Raw genomic sequence first — 16,180 nt, forward strand, 5'->3', positions numbered from 1 at the left:
CCGGCGAGGGGACCGGTCAGGGGTGGGGCGGGGTCGGGGCCATCTCGAACCAGACGAGCTTGCCCGTGCTCAGCCGCGTCGCGCCCCACTGCCGGGCCAGCCGCTGCACGAGGTACAGGCCCCGGCCGCCCTCGTCCGCGGGACCGGCCTGGCGCAGCCTCGGCAGCTGCGGCACGTCGTCGCCGACCTCGCAGCGCAGCACGTCGGTGCGGAGCAGGCGGACGGACACGGGCCGTTCCGCGTACCTGACCGCGTTGGTCACGACCTCGCTGACCAGGAGCTCGACCGAGTCCTCCAGCTCCTCCAGGTCCCAGCGCGCCAGGCTCTCGCGCACCATCCGCCGCGCCTCGCGCACCGACTCGGCGCGCGGGTCGAGGCGGCAGTACGCCACGTTCCCCGGGGCGATGCCCTCGAACCTGGCGGCCAGCAGCGCGATGTCGTCGTCCCGGTCCCCCGGGCCGACGATGTCCAGGATCTCGTCGCACAGCGGCTCCAGCGGGGCCGCGGCGTCCGGGCGGGTCAGCCGGGAGATCTCCGTCAGCTTCTCCCGCAGGTGCTCGACGCCCGTCCACACGTCGCGGGTGCGCGACTCGACCAGGCCGTCCGTGTAGAGGACGAGTGTGGCGCCGGCGGGCGCGGGCAGCTCGACCGTCTCGAAGTCGACGCCGCCCACGCCGATGGGCGCGTTCGGCGGGAGGTCGACCAGCTCGGTCGACCCGTCCACGTGCAGCAGAACGGGCGGCGGGTGGCCCGCGTTGGCCGCCGTGATGCGGTGCTCGACCGGGTCGTAGACCGCGTAGAGGCAGGTCGCCATCCGGTCGGTGCCGAGGCGCTGGGCCTGCTCGTCCAGGTGGTGCAGCACCTCCTGCGGCGGCAGGTCGAGCCCGGCGAGGGTCTGCACCGTCGTCCGCAGCTGGCCCATGATCGCGGCCGAGGTGGTCGAGTGGCCCATCACGTCGCCGACGACCAGCGCGATGCGGCTGCCGGGCAGCGGGATCGCGTCGTACCAGTCGCCGCCCACCCGCGCCGACTGCGCGGCCGGGAGGTAACGGCTGGCCAGGCGCACGCCGGTGGGCTGCGGCAGGTCGTCGGGGAGCATGGTGCGCTGGAGTTCGTCCGCGATGGACGCCTCGCGGCCGTAGAGCACCGCCTTGTCCACGCCGAGCGCGGAGTGGGTGGCGAGCTGCTGGGCGACCTGGAGGTCCTCCTGCTCGAACGATTCACGATCGGGCCGGCGCAGGAACACCGCGGCGCCGATGACCCGCCGCCGGCCGCGCAGCGGGGCCAGGATCGCGCGGTGGCCCTCGGGCAGGGCGACGGCCCCGGTGAGCTCGCGCAGCGCGGCCCTCGGCACCTGCGACTCGACGAAGACCGGGCGCACCCCGCGGATCACCTCGGCGAGCGGCCCGTTCCCCCGGACCTCGACGAGCGGCGTCGCGCTGGCGAGTATCGGCAGCACCGGGCCCGAGCCGTCGCCGTTGATGTCGTCGAGCGAGGTGGTGCCGAGCGACAGCGCCTCGGGGATGCGGTCGGTGCGGCGCAGCCGCAGCACCAGGGGCGTGACGGGCTGCTCGTCGCCGACCGGCAGCGGGTGCCGCAGGTAGACGAGGATGGCGTCGGAGAACGTCGGCACGGTGGCGCGGCACAGGCCGAGGACGATCTCGTCCAGGTCGATGCCCCGGGCGATGCGACGGGTGGCCGCCCCCACGAACCGCAGCCGGTCCGTGTCGCCCGTCCCGCCGTTCAGTCCCTCGCCCGTGGCCGGGCGAGCTGGCGGCTGCTCCGTTGACTCGGGCTGGGAGCGGGCGTGCGGCAGCGCCGGGCTCTCGGCGAACGAGGGTACGTCCGCCGTGCGAGCCACATGCTGCGGGGGGGTCGGGTCCGTCACAAGGGGAGATCCATCCAGGCGGGAACTAGCGTGCGGAGTGGGGTCGTTGTGAGGTTGTGGGGGTCGATCCTACGTTTGTCGGCCCGGGCCGTATCAAGAGGCTCTCGGGCGGCGTCCGGGTCGCGGCCCTCAGGGCACGGGCGCCAGGCCGGTCGCGGGCCGGTCCCAGTCACCGGGCAGCCGCGGCGTGCGCCAGCGGGGATCGGGCCGCCACGCGGCCCAGTCCTCGGAGAACGGCCGACCCCACGCGCGGATGAGCCGGGTCGCCGCGCTGCCGGCCGCGCGAACGCGCTCCACCTGCCCGGCGTCCAGCAGTCCAGCTCGCTGCGCCTGGGCGAATTCGTCCTCGTCCCGCCACTCCCAGCTGCGGTCCGGGTAGACCGCGATATCGAGAAAGTGATCCTCCGAATCGACCCCGCCCAGCCACCGGCTCCGGGGCTCTTCAAGATTGACGTACCAGTTCTTGAAGCGCCAGCCCCGATCCCAGAAAAGCCACACGGACCACGGATCGCCGGGCCGCGCGAGCTTCAGCACCCCCGTGCCGAGCCACCGGGAGTGAACGGTCGTGCGCGGTTTGGTGTAGCGGGTGGCCAGCGGCTCGTCGTGGACGTCCGTGCCGTCCGCCAGCTCGGGCTTGATGCACTCGGTGCCCGGCGCCATCCAGACGGCCAGCAGCTCGGGTGTGTCCTGGACAACGGTGACGGGCCGGCAGATATGGAACTCCTTCGATCCATTGGCCCGGTAACGCCACAGGATCTGGTCGCCGGGCCGCCACGGACGCGCGGCGCCGGTCGCATCTTTTCCCGTTGTCATCTACACATGGTATTCGGGTCGACGCGGAGGGCGTGCGCGGCCGGGGCGAGGGCCGGTCGGTCAGGGGCGGGTCATGCGCAGCACGTCCAAGGCCTGGTCGAGCTGCTCCAGGGTGAGGTCGCCGCGGTCCACATAGCCGCCGTCCAGCACCGTCTCGCGGATGGTCTTGCGCTCGGCGAGAGCCCGCTTGGCGATCTTGGCGGCCTCCTCGTAGCCGAGGTAGCGGTTGAGCGGGGTCACCACCGAGGGCGAGGACTCGGCGTACTCGCGGGCGCGCTCCACGTCGGCGGTGACGCCGTCCACGGTGCGGTCGGCGAGCAGGCGGGCGGCGTTGGCCAGCAGCCGGACGGACTCCAGCAGGTTCTTGGCCATCACCGGCAGCATGACGTTGAGTTCGAAGTTCCCCGAGGCGCCCGCGGTGGCGACGGTCGCGTCGTTCCCGATGACCTGGGCGGCGACCATGAGGACGGCCTCGGGGATCACGGGGTTGACCTTGCCCGGCATGATCGAGGAGCCGGGCTGGAGGTCGGGCAGCGCGATCTCGGCCAGGCCGGTGCGGGGGCCGGAGGACATCCAGCGCAGGTCGTTGCAGATCTTGGTGAGCGAGACGGCGATGGTGCGGAGCTGGCCGGAGGTCTCCACGAGGCCGTCGCGGGCGCCCTGCGCCTCGAAGTGGTCGCGCGCCTCGGTCAGCGGCAGCCCCGTGGCGCGGGCGACCTCGGTGATGACGGCGGCGGAGAAGCCGGGCGGGGTGTTGATGCCGGTGCCGACGGCGGTGCCGCCGAGGGGCAGCTCGGCGAGGCGGGGCAGCGACGCGTTCAGCCGCTCGACGCCGAAACGGACCTGGGCCGCGTAGCCGTTGAACTCCTGGCCGAGGGTGACCGGGGTCGCGTCCATCAGGTGCGTGCGCCCCGACTTCACCACGTCGGCGAACTCCGCGCCCTTGCGCTCCAGCGAGGCGGCGAGGTGCGTGAGGGCCGGGATCAGCTCGCCGGTGACCGCGCCGGTGGCCGCGATGTGGATGGAGGAGGGGAAGACGTCGTTGGAGGACTGGCTCGCGTTGACATGGTCGTTCGGGTGGACCGGGCGGCCGAGGCGCTCGGTCGCCAGCGTGGCCAGCACCTCGTTGGTGTTCATGTTGGAGGAGGTGCCGGAGCCGGTCTGGAAGACGTCGACCGGGAAGTGCTCGTCCCAGCGCCCCTCGGCCACCTCCTCCGCGGCCTGGACGATGGCCTCGGCCATGTCCTTCTCGATGACGCCGAGTTCGGCGTTGACCGTGGCCGCCGCCGCCTTGATCCGGGCCAGGGCGGCGATGTGGGCGCGCTCCAGGCGCTGGCCGGAGATCGGGAAGTTCTCCACGGCGCGCTGCGTCTGCGCCCGCCACCTGGCGTCCGCGGGGACCCGCACCTCGCCCATCGAGTCGTGCTCGACGCGGAATTCGTTGGTACCACTCATAAGGACGAATCTACCGGGCCGCCGGGGCGGCCGGACACGATGCGCCGGGCGCGCGGGGCCCGGCGCGCGCCGCCCGGTGAGCCTCGCGCCGCCCGCGCCCGCCCGCGGGGGCGGGGGGCGGCGGCGGGCGCGGGCGCGCGGGCGTCACTCGGTGCGCAGGCCGTCCGGACGCATCAGGTGCCAGAGGAAGGGGAGGCTGACCAGGGTGACCACGGCGATCATGCCCGCGCCGACCCCGGCCATCGGGAGGAACGCCAGCCAGCCCCTGATCGGCAGGTCCACCATGGACATCAGCAGCGCCCCGAGGCCCGTGCCGACCACCGCGGCGAGGATCAGGCCGAGGAGGACGGGGACGGCCGTCTGCCACAGCACGGAGGCGCCCAGGGTGGTGCGCCGCGTGCCGAACGCGACCAGCGCGGAGAGCAGCCTCTTGCGTTCCCGCAGCTGTTCGAGCATGGAGACGACCATGCTGGCGGTGATCACGGTCATCACCCCGGTGGCGCCGATGAGCAGGGCCCGCTGGATGTCCAGGAGTTCGTCGGCGGTCCGCTCGGACTGAAGCTCCCAGACGGAGGGCCGCGTCTCGTAGGTCCAGGCGACGTTGCGGACCCGCTCCAGGACCTCCTCGTCGCCCGGGTCGGTGCGCAGCATCACGCGGGTCGTGGCGTCGGCGACCGTCTCGGGGTCGAGCGCCGCGGGGGTGGCCAGGACGCCCACGGTCTCCATGCCGGTCGGGTCGGTCCTGGCCCGCACCTCGGCCGCGCCGTCGGGCACCGTCCACGACACGGGCCGCGCCCCGCCGTCGACCGGGAAGCCCGAGCCGTCGAGCCCCACCTCCAGCCGCTGCCCGGGGACAACGCCGACCGGGTCGGTCATGTCGGGGCTGGAGGCCAGGAAGACGTCGCCGTCGGCGCACGCGTCGAGGTGGGCCATCTCCCGGAGCGTGGCGCAGTCGGCCACGACGACCGAGGTGGTCGGCCGGTACTCCTCCTCGGCCGGCTGCTCCGGGTCCGCGGCCCAGCCGGAGACGGAGCTCAGGGCGGCTGTGACGCCGGGCAGGCTCTCCAGCGTCCCGGCCAGCTCGGTCGCGGAGGCGCCGCTCTCGCTCCACGCACTGACCTCGATCTGGGCGCGTTCGGTGTCCTCCCCGGTGGCCACGGTCGCCTCGCCGCTCGCCCCGGCGAACAGCATGTAGAGGGCGGTGGCCCCGGCGACGGAGACCGTGATGCCGCTGACCGTGCGGGCGGCGGTGCCGCTGCTGAGCTGGAGGCGCCGGGTGGCGAGCTGCCAGGAGACCGGGCCGCCGCCGAGGCGCGCGACGACGCGTTCGACCAGCCAGGGCAGCAGCATCGTGGCCCCCGCCAGCAGCAGGACCACGCCGACGGCGGCCTGGGCCTGGGTCATCGTGCTGCCGCCGTCGAACGAGCCGCCCGCCATGGGCAGCAGCAGCGCGAGCCCGAGCATGCCGGGGATCAGCCGCCAGAGCAGGCGGCGGCGCCGGACCCCGGACTGGCGCACCACGCCGAGGGGTTCGATCGCTATGCCGCGCAGCGCGAAGAGCGAGACGGCCAGGGCCGACACCGGCACCCCGATCAGCGTCAACGCGGCGAGCATCGGGGTGGGCACCATGTCGGCGGGGTAGGCGCTGAACCCCCAGGCGGTGACCGTTCCGAGGTACTGGCGCAGCGCGAGGAACCCGCCCGCGCCGAGCAGCAGTCCGAACACCGCGCCGACCAGGGCCTCCCCCGCGGCGACCCTGCGGGTCATGTCGGTGTCGGCGCCGACCAGGCGCAGCGCGGCGAGCCGCTGGTCGCGGCGCTCGCCGCCGAACCGGACCGCGGTCGCGATGAAGACGGCGACGGGCATCAGCAGCACGACGCAGATCACCACGATGAGCAGCACGAGCGCCGGGGGCATCGGCTCGCCGCTGCCGGCCGAGTCGGGCGTGGCGCCGAACGCGGTGGTGCGGCCGGTGTCGTCGGGCAGCGCGTCGGTGCCCAGGTAGTAGAAGAGCTCGCCGGGGCCGTTCAGCCCCTCGGCGCCGATGGTGCCGACGACCTCGTGGTCGAACCGTTCGGCCAGGAGCGCGCCCCGGTCCGACTCCAGCAGGCGGCCGAGGGCCGGGGAGACGACCATCTCGCCGGGGCCGGGGAACTCCCCCAGGCCGGGCGGCGGTTCCACCGTGGTGGCGGCGCCCGCGTCGGGCTGGAGTTCGAGGCCGCCGATGTCCTCGTCCCGGAACTCGGTTCCGGCCGAGGCGAAGCGCACGGCGTCCTGGGTGGACTCCGGGTCCATCTGGTTCCAGCCGGGGGAACGGGCGTCGCCGCGCTCCTCGCGCGCCTCAAGGGCGTTGGGCACGGAGGCGGCCAGCAGCAGCACCGCCGCGCCGAGGCCGACGCCCACGGCGGTGAGGGCGGTGCGGGTCCAGCCGGGGCCGCCGGTGACGGCGAACCGCGCGCCCAGAGCCAGCTCCCGCGCCCACGTGACCGGGGAGGCTCCCCGTCGCTCGCTCACAGCGCCCCCGCCATGTCCCGGGCGCGCCCGTCGCGGACGACGACCTCGCGGTCGGAGTAGGCGGCGACGCGCGACTCGTGGGTGACGAGCACCACGGCGGCCTTGCTCTCCTGGGCGGCGAGGACGAGCAGCTCCATCACGCGCTCGCCGTTGAGCGAGTCGAGCGCGCCGGTGGGTTCGTCGGCGAAGAGGACGCGCGGGTTGTTCACCAGGGCGCGCGCCACGGCGACGCGCTGGCCCTGACCGCCGGAGATCTGCCCGGGGCGGTGGTGGCGGACGTCGTCCACCTCGAGCCGCGCCAGCCATTCGGCGGCACGCGCCCCGGCCTCCTTGCGACCGGTGCCGGTCAGGCGCAGCGGCAGGGCGACGTTCTCCTCGCAGGTCAGCTCGGGCACCAGCTGCCCGAACTGGAAGACGAACCCGAAGTCCCTGCGGCGCAGGGCGCTGCGCTCGGCGTCGGAGAGCCCGGACAGGTCCCGGCCCGCGTAGCGGACGGCGCCCCGGTCGGGCGGCACGATGCCGGCCAGGCAGTGCAGCAGCGTGGACTTGCCCGAGCCCGAGGGGCCCATGACGGCGACGATCTCCCCGGCGCGGATGGAGAAGTCGGCGCCGTCGAGCGCCGGGGTGGCGCCGTAGGTCTTGTGCAGACCGGTGGCGGCGAGCAGGGCGGTGTCGGCGGCGCGCGGTGCCGTGTTCGCCGTGGTGTTCTCGGTGGTGTTCGCGGTCATGAGCGGATCTCCGTTGCGAGCCGGTCCAGTCGCGCGGCGGTGAGCTCAAGCCAGCGCAGGTCGGCTTCGAGGTGGAACAGGGCGTGGTCGCAGATCAGCTGGTCCGCGAGGTCGCCGCCGAGCTTGCGGCGCGTCAGCTCGCGCATCAGGCGCAGGTGCTCGGCGCGTTGGGTGTCCAGCAGCGCGTTCGCGTCGCGGCCGGTGAGCAGGGCGAGGACGACCTTGGTGTACAGGACGCTCTGGAGGTAGGGCTCGGGCTTTTCCGCGCGGGCGAGCCAGCCGCCGACGTCGGTGACGCCGGCGTCGGTGATGGCGTACCGCTTGCGCTCGGGTCCGCCCCCCGCCTCTATCCCGTCGACCTCGACCAGGCCGTTCTTCAGCAGCCGGGACATCGTCGAGTAGACCTGGCCGTAGTGCAGTGGCCGGTCCTGGCCGAAGTGGTTGTCGAAGGCTCTCTTGAGGTCGTACCCGTGCCGGGGTCCCGCCTCCAGCAGGCCGAGAAGCGTGTGGCTGATGGACATGCCCGGCACTATACACACCATGTATAGACGGGGCGTATAGACGGGCGTATAGACGGGGTGTGCGGAGCTCTCGCCCCGGCTCGTCACCCGAGCAGCACGGAAAGGACCCAAGGTCGCAACGCCGCGTATCGCGCCCGCGTCTGATCCCCTAGCGTGATGACGCAGGACGAGGGCGGATGGGGCGGAGACGACGTGGCAGACCAGACGGCGCCCGATGCGGAGCCGGGGAGCGCGTCCGGCCCGGACGCCTCCGGCGTGGGTTCGGGCTCCGAGTCACGCTCCGGCGCGGGGGACGGGGCGGGCGCGGGCGTGGGCTCCGGAGCCCGTTCGCGCTCGCGCGCCGGTGCGCGCGCCGACACGGGCCAGGCCGCGGACTCCGGCGCCGACTCCGGCGCGGGCCCTGACACGGACGACGGCGTGAGCCCCGGCGCGGACGACGGCGCGGGTCCCGGGGAGGGGACCGACTCGGGCGAGGCTCGGGGCGCCGGGGGCGTGCGAGGGGTGGCGCTCGCGACGCTCGCGGTGGCGATCAGGGTGGCGCACAAGCCCTACTGGGAACGGCCGGGCTCCTCCTGGGTGGTGCGGCGCTGGCCCGACCTGACCGCGTGCCTGGCCGCCACGTTCTTCTTCTGGCTCTCCCTCACCCCCTCGCTGGTCCCGCGCCCCTGGTACTACCAGGGCGGCATCGGCGGCATCACGGCCGCGATCGGCTACGGCCTCGGCGCGTTGCTGAGCTGGCTTCTCCGGCTGCTGGTGCCGTGGCGGCCGAGCCAGCGCGTCCGGGCGCGCGCCTGGCTGGCCTACCTGCTGCTCCTCCCGTTCGCCGTGGCGATCATGCTCGGTCAGAGCGCCGACATGCAGCGGGAGCTGCGCCAGCTCCAGGCGCTCGGGCCGACCCTGACCTGGCACTCGCTGATGATCGCGCTGATCTCGCTCCTGGTCCTGACGCTGCTGCTGGTGGTCGCGCGCTCCGTGCGGCTCGGCACCCGCCTGCTGACCCAGCTGCTGAATCGTTTCGTGCCCTGGCCGGTCGCCGTCGCCCTCGGGCTGGTGCTCTCGACCACCATCGTGGTCATCGGCACCAGGGACGTGGTGTGGGACCGCGGGATCCTGGAGGTGGCCGACCGGATCGCCGCGGCCAAGGACCGGAGCACCGACCCGGGGGTGCTGCGGCCGTTCTCGCCGCTCCTGTCGGGCAGCCCGGACTCGCTCATCGACTGGGACGACCTGGGCAACAAGGGGCGCACCTTCTCCGGCACCGCGATCTCGGGCGAGGAGATCTCCGACTTCATGGGCGAGGAGGCGCTCGACCCGATCCGCGCCTATGTGGGCCGGGCGGCCTACGACGAGTACGCGGACGGCGCGGAGCTCGCGGTCCGCGAGCTGGAGCGCACCGGCGCGTTCGACCGGGCGGTGCTGGCCATCGCCGGCACGACGGGCACCGGCTGGATCAACCCGACGACGGTCGAGGCGCTGGAGTACATGAACGGCGGCGACACCGCCGTGGTCACGATGCAGTACTCGTACCTGCCGAGCTGGGCCTCGTTCATGGTGGACAGGAACGAGGCCGGGCTCGCGACCGAGGCCCTGTTCGACGCCGTGCACGCGCGCTGGGAGCAGGAGCCGGCGAGCGACCGGCCGAAGCTGCTGGTCTTCGGCGAGAGCCTCGCGGTCTCGGCGACCGAGGCGGCGTTCGACGGCCTGGACGACCTGGTCGCCAGGACGGACGGCGCGCTGTTCATCGGGCCGCCGCACTTCAGCCCGATCCACAGCGAGCTGACCCGCGACCGCGACCCCGGCAGCCCGGTGTGGCGGCCCGAGTACCAGGAGGGCAGGCAGGTCAGGTTCGCCCAGTTCCCCGACCGCGATCTGCGGCGTCCCGACGGGGCGCCCTGGGACACCCCGCGGGTCATCTACCTCCAGAACGCCTCGGACCCGGTGGTGTGGTGGTCGCCCGACCTGCTGTTCCAGCGGCCGGAGTGGATGCACGAGCCGCTGGGGCCCGATGTCACCTCGTCCATCGACTGGTTCCCGTTCGTCACCTTCTGGCAGACGACCGTGGACATGGCGGTCTCCTATGGCGCGCCCGCCCAGCACGGCCACCGCTACGGCTCGGCGCCCGTGAACGCGTGGGCCGCCATCGCGCCCCCCGAGGGGTGGACGGCGACCGACACGGAACGGCTCGGCTTCCTGCTGGAGGTCCGCCACCCGCCCCGGCACGGCTGGGCGGGGTAGCTGCTCTGTCCTGGGAGGTTGTGGACGGGCCCGAGGCTCAGGTGCTCGGGGCGCCGCCGGGGCCGGTGGGGGGCGTGACGGCGGGCGACAGCTCGGCGATCGTGGCCCCGCCGCCCTCCACCGCGGCCCCGGCCCGCCGGTCGACCTCGTCCTGGTACGCCTTCAGATAACTGACCACCGTGCTCGTCACCGCGATCAGCGGCACCGCGACGATGGCGCCCGGGATCCCGGCCAGCATCGAGCCCGCGGCCACGCCGAGCACCACGGCCAGCGGGTGCACCCGGACCATGCGGCCCAGGATGAACGGCTGGAGGATGTGCCCCTCGATCTGCTGCACCAGCAGCACCACGCCCAGCACCAGCGCCGCGTCCACCACGCCGTTGGTCACCACCGCGACCATGACGGCCAGCGCGCCGGAGGCGATGGCGCCGACCAGCGGCACGAACGAGGCCACGAAGACGATCACGGCCAAGGGCACCGCCATGGGCACATCGATGACGAACAGGCCGACCCCGATGCCGACCGCGTCGATCAGCGCCACTATCACCGTCCCGCGCACATACCCCGTGAGGGTGATCCAGGCGCGCGGCCCCGCACCCGCGACCCCCTCACGCGCCCCCCGCGGCACCAGCTTCAGGAACCAGTGCCACACGCCCCGCCCGTCGTAGAGCAGGAAGAGGACCACGAACAGCGTCAGACCGGCGCCGGTGACGAACTCGACCACGTAGTTGACGCCTTCGAGCCCGGCCGAGGTGAGGGTGTCGCTGTTGTCGGCGATCCACCCGTTGATGTTCTCGACCCACTCGTCGAGGTTCTCCTCGGTGATGTCGAACGGCAGTTCGAGCAGCCAGTTCCGCAGGCGCTCGACGCCCTGCTGGATCTGCGTGGAGAGGTCCTCGGAGTTCTCTATCACCTGCCACACCACGAACCAGCCCATCAGGCCGATCACCGCGAAGCCGCCGAACGCGGTCACCGCGGTGGACGCGCCGCGGCCGAAGCCCACGCGCTTGAGCCAGCCCGCGAACGGCTGGAGCAGCGCGGTGATCAGCAGGCCCGCGGCGAAGGAGATGACCAGCAGGCTGACGGCGCCGACCACCTGCATCAGCACCCAGATCACCGCGGCCAGCACGAGCATCCGCCACCCGGCCTCGGAGGCGACGCGCACGCCCCACGGGATGGCCTCGGCCGGCTGCGGACGGGACGGCGGCTTGGGCGCGGGCGGCGGCCCGGCCGGCGGGCGCTCCCCGCCGCCGGCCTCCGCCGTCTCGGGCGCCGGGCCCTCCCCGGCCGCGTCCGCGCCCCGCGCCGTGCGGAGCGGGCCCCCTCCGGTGGCGCGGACCACACCCGCCGCCTCGGCCTCGGCCTCGCCGCGCTCCCCCGCCTCGTCCTCGCGCCGCTCCTGCTCGCGCTGTGCCGCGGCCCGGAAGCCCGATACCCGCGAAACGGCGCGCGTCATGCCGGTCTTCACCCGGCCAAGTCGTGACATCCGTAGTCCCTCCGCCCCCATGAATCTCCACCGCGATGCGGGACGACGTTACCGTGCGGCATGCCTCGCCGTGGTCTCCCCCGGGTAACGGCAACGTCCCCGTACCGAGGCGGTACGGGGACGTCGAAGTGAACGGCGGGCGAAGGCGGCCCGAGGCTCAGTACCAGTTGTTGGCCTGCCAGAACTCCCAGGCCCCGCACGGACTGCCGTAGCGGTCCTCCATGTACATCACGCCCCAGCGGATCTGCGTGGCCGGGTTGGTCTGCCAGTCGGCGCCGGCGGAGGCCATCTTCGAGCCGGGCAGCGCCTGCATCAGGCCGTAGGCGCCCGAGCTCGGGTTGGTGGCGGTGTAGTCCCAGCCGCTCTCGTGGTCCACGATCGCCGAGAAGCACGTGTACTGGTCGCCGGCGACGATCGACTGCGCCATGGCCTGGATCTCGGCCTTGGTGTAGGAGGACTGGATCGGGAAGTCGCCCGACCCTCCCGCCGAAGCGGACTGCGCCTCCTCGGCGGCCTCCTCGGCCGCCTCACGTTCGGCCTGCTCCTGTGCCTCGCGCTCCGCCTCCGCCCTGCGCTCCGAGGCGGTCTCCGCCGCCTGGACGCGCGCGGCCTCCTGGGCCGCCCGGCGGGCATCGGTGTCCGCGGCATTGGCCTGCGACTCCGCCTGCTGCGTCAACGCGGCGGTGTGCGCCTGCACGTTGGTGCCAGCGGGTATCTCGGCGAGCAGTGTCGCGTCGGCCGCGACAACCTCGACATCGCCGGTGGCGCTGCCCTGGTCCTCACCGGAGGCGACACCGACAGCGGCGCCGACGGTGGTCACCGCCGTAGCGGACGCCACTGCGAATCCCCGGACCGACATCCCGGTCACACGGTTTCCTTCCGACATCGCCCGCTCGGAAGACCCTGCGGGCGCAATCGTGCCCCTGACTCGGGCCTCCCCTTGGTGCGTGCACAGGAGGCGCTGACCCGGTCGGGGTCCCGTGCGGCAAGGCACGGAACCCGCGAGGTACTTCGGGCGGCATACGGCGAGCGGCTGTTCAGTTGTGGAACGCAGTCCTTGCGGTGTCCTTGGAGACATCGATGCCGTATGCGGGGCCTGACAGACGCACACACTGCCGGACGCGGATACCGCGAGGCAATTCAGTCCTCTGTGGGAAAGGTCACGGGAAGACACCCTTGCCAAAACGCGGAACCGGCCCGCGGGCCGCCTGCCAGGGCATTCACCGCCCGTGGCGGGCACGGCACTTGGCGATTGCCACCGCATCGTCCGTTTCGGTCGATTCACGCCCCATTCCGACGTACTTCCGCTCGCCCGTCCCTTTCGGAACGGACGAGCGGAGACCAAACCGAGGTCAAACAGAGGGGGTTTCGCGGACAGTGCGGGAGCGGAATTGCTGAAAGGCCGTTAAATGCGCCCGTCTTCGAGCATTTCCGTCACCAGGGCGGCAATCGGCGACCGCTCCGAGCGCGTCAGCGTCACATGGGCGAACAGCGGGTGTCCCTTCAGCTTCTCCACCACGGCCGCCACGCCGTCGTACCGGCCGACCCGCAGGTTGTCCCGCTGCGCCACGTCGTGCGTCAGCACCACGCGGGAGTCCTGGCCGATCCGGGAGAGCACGGTCAGCAGCACATTCCGTTCGAGGGACTGGGCCTCGTCCACGATGACGAACGCGTCGTGCAGCGACCGCCCGCGGATGTGGGTCAGCGGCAGCACCTCCAGCATGCCGCGCGCCACGACCTCCTCGATGACCTCGCGGGTGGTGACCGCCGAGAGGGTGTCGAAGACGGCCTGGGCCCACGGGTTCATCTTCTCGGCCTCGGTGCCCGGCAGGTAGCCCAGGTCCTGGCCGCCGACCGCGTACAGCGGCCGGAAGACCATCACCTTGCTGTGCTGCCGCCGTTCCAGCACCGCTTCGAGCCCTGCGCACAGCGCCAGCGCCGACTTGCCGGTGCCGGCCCGGCCGCCCATCGACACGATGCCGACGTCCGGGTCGAGCAGCAGGTCGAGCGCGATCCGCTGTTCGGCGCTGCGGCCGTGGATGCCGAACGCCTCGCGGTCCCCGCGCACCAGCTTCACGCGGCCGTCCGGCGTGACCCGCCCGAGCGCCTTGCCCCGTTCCGAGGAGATCACCAGGCCCGTGTGGACGGGCAGCGCCGCGGCCTCCGCGTCGTCGACACTCTCCGCGGCGAACAGCTCGTCGACCGTCTCGGCGCCCATCGTCACCTCGACCAGGCCCGTCCAGCCGTCCGAGTCGGTGATGGCCAGCTCCGCGCGGTACTCCTCGGCGGCGAGTCCCACCGAGGACGCCTTGATCCGCAGCGGCAGGTCCTTGGAGACGACGGTGACGTCCTGGCCCTCGGCCTGGAGGTTGCGGGCGACGGCGAGGATGCGCGAGTCGTTGTCCGCGAGGCGGCCCCGCTCGTTGAGCATGGCGGGCGGCAGGACGGCCGGATCCGAGTGGTTCAGCTCGACACGCAACGTGCCGCCGAGGTCACCGATCGGGAGCGGCGTGTCGAGCCGCCCGAACCGTACGCGGTATTCGTCGAGCCTGCGGAGGACCTGGCGGGCGAAGTAGCCCAGCTCAGGATGGTGCCGCTTCGCCTCTAGCTCGGAGATGACGACGACCGGAAGGACAACCTCGTGCTCGTCGAAGCGGGTGATGGCCGCAGGGTCGGCGAGCAGAACACTGGTGTCCAGAACGTACATGCGCCGGTCGTTCGAACGCTTCTTGCTGGTGGCCACGAGTGGATGAACCCCCTCGGATGAGGTGCGGGGAACATGGCGCCCAGGGCGCCGGGGGTCAAGACGGCCGGCCCCGGCCCGACGCGCACGGGCTCGGTACCGGCCCTGCTCCCCAGCTGAGTGAGGGGTGTCGTGGTGCGCAAACGGGCCTCCCGGCGGACCGCACCGACGCGCGGTCCGCGTGGAATATGCCCGCTCCCTGCGCATCTCATGCGAAGAACGCTCCGGGGTGGCGCCGCCCCGCGGCGGCGGGGACCTCTCCCGCCGAGGCCCTCAGATCCCGTAACGCCGGTGCCTGACCGCGTAGTCGCGCAGCGCCCGCAGGAAGTCGACCTTGCGGAACGCGGGCCAGAAGACCTCGCAGAAGTAGTACTCCGAATGGGCGCTCTGCCACAGCATGAAACCGGACAGTCGCTGTTCGCCACTGGTGCGGATCACCAGGTCGGGATCGGGCTGCCCGCGGGTGTACAGGTGTTCGGAGATGTCCTCGACCCCGAGCGATTCGGCCACCTGCTCCAGGGTCTGCCCCTCCGCGGCGCACTTGGCGAGCAGCGAGCGGACGGCGTCGGTGATCTCCTGGCGGCCCCCGTAGCCGATGGCGACGTTGACCAGTATCCCGGTGTGGCTCCTGGTCAGTTCCTCGGCGTCGCGCAGCACCGTGCGGGTGCGCTCCGGCAGCCCGTCCAGGGCGCCCACGTGGTTCACCCGCCAGCGGCCGTCCCCGGCCAGGTCGCGCACCGCGCTCTCGACGATGGCCAGGAGCGGCGTCAGCTCCCTCGGGGCGCGGCTGAGGTTGTCCGTGGAGAGCATCCAGAGGGTGACGACCTCGACCTCCGTCTCGGCGCACCACCCCAGCAGCTCCTGGATCTTCGCCGCCCCGGCCTCGTGCCCCTCGGCCGTCGTGCTCCCCGCGGCCTTGGCCCAGCGACGGTTCCCGTCGAGGATGACCCCGATGTGCTTGGGGCCCTGCTCGGTGTCGAGCCGGCCCTCGACACGCCGGGCGTAGACCCGAACGGCCAGCCGCCGCAGCAGGTTCCTCATGGTGTGTGTCAGCGCCTGCATGGCCCTCCCGTGCCCTCGCCCCGTGGCCCCGAACTCTACTGCCGCCCGGGGAGGCTCCGCACACGAAAGCGGGCCGGTCCGTGGGGGGGATACGGACCGGCCCGAGGGGGGGATTCCACCGTAACGCATCTGTGGCCTTCGTGGGCGCAACCTCGGAGAGATTTAGGCGGTGAGTCCCGCCAGAAGCAGCGCGACCAGCGCGCCACCGGCCATGAACGGGCCGAACGCGACGGTCGAGCCGCGCCCCGCCTTCCTGGCGATGACCAGGGAGATTCCGTATCCCGCGGCCAGCAGGAAGCCGGCGAAGGTGCCGAAGAGCACGGCGTCCCAGCCGTACCACCCAAGAGCGACCCCGACGGTGATCGCCAGCTTGACGTCGCCGAAGCCCATGCCGAGCGGGTTGACGAGGAAGAGCGCGAAGTAGACGCCGCCGAGCGCCGCCCCGGCCAGCAGCGCCCGGCCCCAGCTGCCCGCGGCGCCGGGGAAGAGCGAGGCGAGGCCGAGCCCGGCGGCGACGCCGGCGGCCAGCGGGAGGGTCAGCACGTCGGGCAGCCGCTGGACGGCGAGGTCGACGATGGCGAGGAGCACCACGACCGGGACGGCGAGCAGCCACACGACCAGTTCGGGGTGGGCGCCGACGGCGGCGGCCAGGGCGCCGCAGCAGGCGGCGGTCACCAGGGTGGGGGTGAGGGGCGAGACGCCGTACCCGGCGTCGTCCGTTGGCGCGTCGTCGGG

The 16,180-nt window shown here is 73.0% G+C and carries 12 protein-coding genes; 1 reads left to right on the forward strand and 11 read right to left on the reverse strand.

The window, feature by feature from the left end:
• Positions 1-16 precede the first annotated feature (16 nt).
• From ADY01_RS20205 to ADY01_RS20230, 6 genes are all read right to left on the reverse strand, one after another.
• Entirely contained in the window at positions 17-1,888 is a 1,872-nt protein-coding gene (locus tag ADY01_RS20205) for an ATP-binding SpoIIE family protein phosphatase (protein WP_049575397.1), read from the reverse strand.
• Between the two features lie 129 nt (positions 1,889-2,017).
• Complete coding sequence (locus ADY01_RS20210; RefSeq protein WP_049575400.1) at positions 2,018-2,701, reverse strand: DUF402 domain-containing protein; 684 nt, start codon at positions 2,699-2,701, stop codon at positions 2,018-2,020.
• A 60-nt stretch (positions 2,702-2,761) separates the two neighbouring features.
• Entirely contained in the window at positions 2,762-4,156 is a 1,395-nt protein-coding gene (locus ADY01_RS20215; protein WP_049575402.1) for a class II fumarate hydratase, read from the reverse strand.
• Positions 4,157-4,300: 144 nt separating this feature from the next.
• A complete protein-coding gene (locus ADY01_RS20220; protein ID WP_049575404.1) occupies positions 4,301-6,670 on the reverse strand; it encodes an FtsX-like permease family protein in 2,370 nt (789 codons plus the stop codon).
• Positions 6,667-7,398: an ABC transporter ATP-binding protein gene (locus ADY01_RS20225; RefSeq protein WP_049575409.1), complete on the reverse strand. Its 732-nt coding sequence runs from the start codon at positions 7,396-7,398 to the stop codon at positions 6,667-6,669. The genes ADY01_RS20220 and ADY01_RS20225 overlap by 4 nt, the downstream gene beginning before the upstream one ends.
• Entirely contained in the window at positions 7,395-7,919 is a 525-nt protein-coding gene (locus tag ADY01_RS20230) for a PadR family transcriptional regulator (protein WP_049575411.1), read from the reverse strand. The genes ADY01_RS20225 and ADY01_RS20230 overlap by 4 nt, the downstream gene beginning before the upstream one ends.
• Positions 7,920-8,411: 492 nt before the next feature.
• On the opposite strand from ADY01_RS20230, the gene ADY01_RS20235 reads away from it, so the two are divergent.
• The gene (locus tag ADY01_RS20235) at positions 8,412-10,154 is read left to right on the forward strand and encodes an alpha/beta hydrolase (RefSeq protein ID WP_420715728.1); all 1,743 of its coding nucleotides are present in this window, start codon (positions 8,412-8,414) and stop codon (positions 10,152-10,154) included.
• Between the two features lie 37 nt (positions 10,155-10,191).
• Here the strand turns inward: ADY01_RS20235 and ADY01_RS20240 are convergent, their stop codons facing one another.
• The 5 genes from ADY01_RS20240 to ADY01_RS20260 form a co-directional block, all read right to left on the reverse strand.
• Complete coding sequence (locus ADY01_RS20240; protein WP_234320323.1) at positions 10,192-11,610, reverse strand: AI-2E family transporter; 1,419 nt, start codon at positions 11,608-11,610, stop codon at positions 10,192-10,194.
• A 187-nt stretch (positions 11,611-11,797) separates the two neighbouring features.
• The gene (locus tag ADY01_RS20245; RefSeq protein WP_078900439.1) at positions 11,798-12,526 is read right to left on the reverse strand and encodes a transglycosylase SLT domain-containing protein; all 729 of its coding nucleotides are present in this window, start codon (positions 12,524-12,526) and stop codon (positions 11,798-11,800) included.
• Between the two features lie 519 nt (positions 12,527-13,045).
• A complete protein-coding gene (locus tag ADY01_RS20250; RefSeq protein WP_049575426.1) occupies positions 13,046-14,347 on the reverse strand; it encodes a PhoH family protein in 1,302 nt (433 codons plus the stop codon).
• 309 nt (positions 14,348-14,656) lie between these two features.
• Entirely contained in the window at positions 14,657-15,445 is a 789-nt protein-coding gene (locus ADY01_RS20255) for an isoprenyl transferase (protein ID WP_234320324.1), read from the reverse strand.
• Between the two features lie 162 nt (positions 15,446-15,607).
• Positions 15,608-16,180, reverse strand: a 573-nt coding sequence (locus tag ADY01_RS20260) for a prepilin peptidase (protein WP_049575420.1), incomplete at its 5' end; no start/stop codon positions are given.

Origin of the sequence: Streptomyces sp. SBT349 (genome assembly GCF_001083795.1) — a bacterium.
GTDB lineage: Bacteria > Actinomycetota > Actinomycetes > Streptomycetales > Streptomycetaceae > Streptomyces.

Coding starts and splice junctions, on each gene's coding strand:
- ADY01_RS20225 (WP_049575409.1), bottom strand. CDS start 7,398: ATGACCGCGAACACCACCGAGAACACCACGGCGAACACGGCACCGCGC.
- ADY01_RS20255 (WP_234320324.1), bottom strand. CDS start 15,445: ATGCAGGCGCTGACACACACCATGAGGAACCTGCTGCGGCGGCTGGCC.
- ADY01_RS20240 (WP_234320323.1), bottom strand. CDS start 11,610: ATGACGCGCGCCGTTTCGCGGGTATCGGGCTTCCGGGCCGCGGCACAG.
- ADY01_RS20250 (WP_049575426.1), bottom strand. CDS start 14,347: ATGTACGTTCTGGACACCAGTGTTCTGCTCGCCGACCCTGCGGCCATC.
- ADY01_RS20210 (WP_049575400.1), bottom strand. CDS start 2,701: ATGACAACGGGAAAAGATGCGACCGGCGCCGCGCGTCCGTGGCGGCCC.
- ADY01_RS20230 (WP_049575411.1), bottom strand. CDS start 7,919: ATGTCCATCAGCCACACGCTTCTCGGCCTGCTGGAGGCGGGACCCCGG.
- ADY01_RS20245 (WP_078900439.1), bottom strand. CDS start 12,526: ATGTCGGAAGGAAACCGTGTGACCGGGATGTCGGTCCGGGGATTCGCA.
- ADY01_RS20215 (WP_049575402.1), bottom strand. CDS start 4,156: ATGAGTGGTACCAACGAATTCCGCGTCGAGCACGACTCGATGGGCGAG.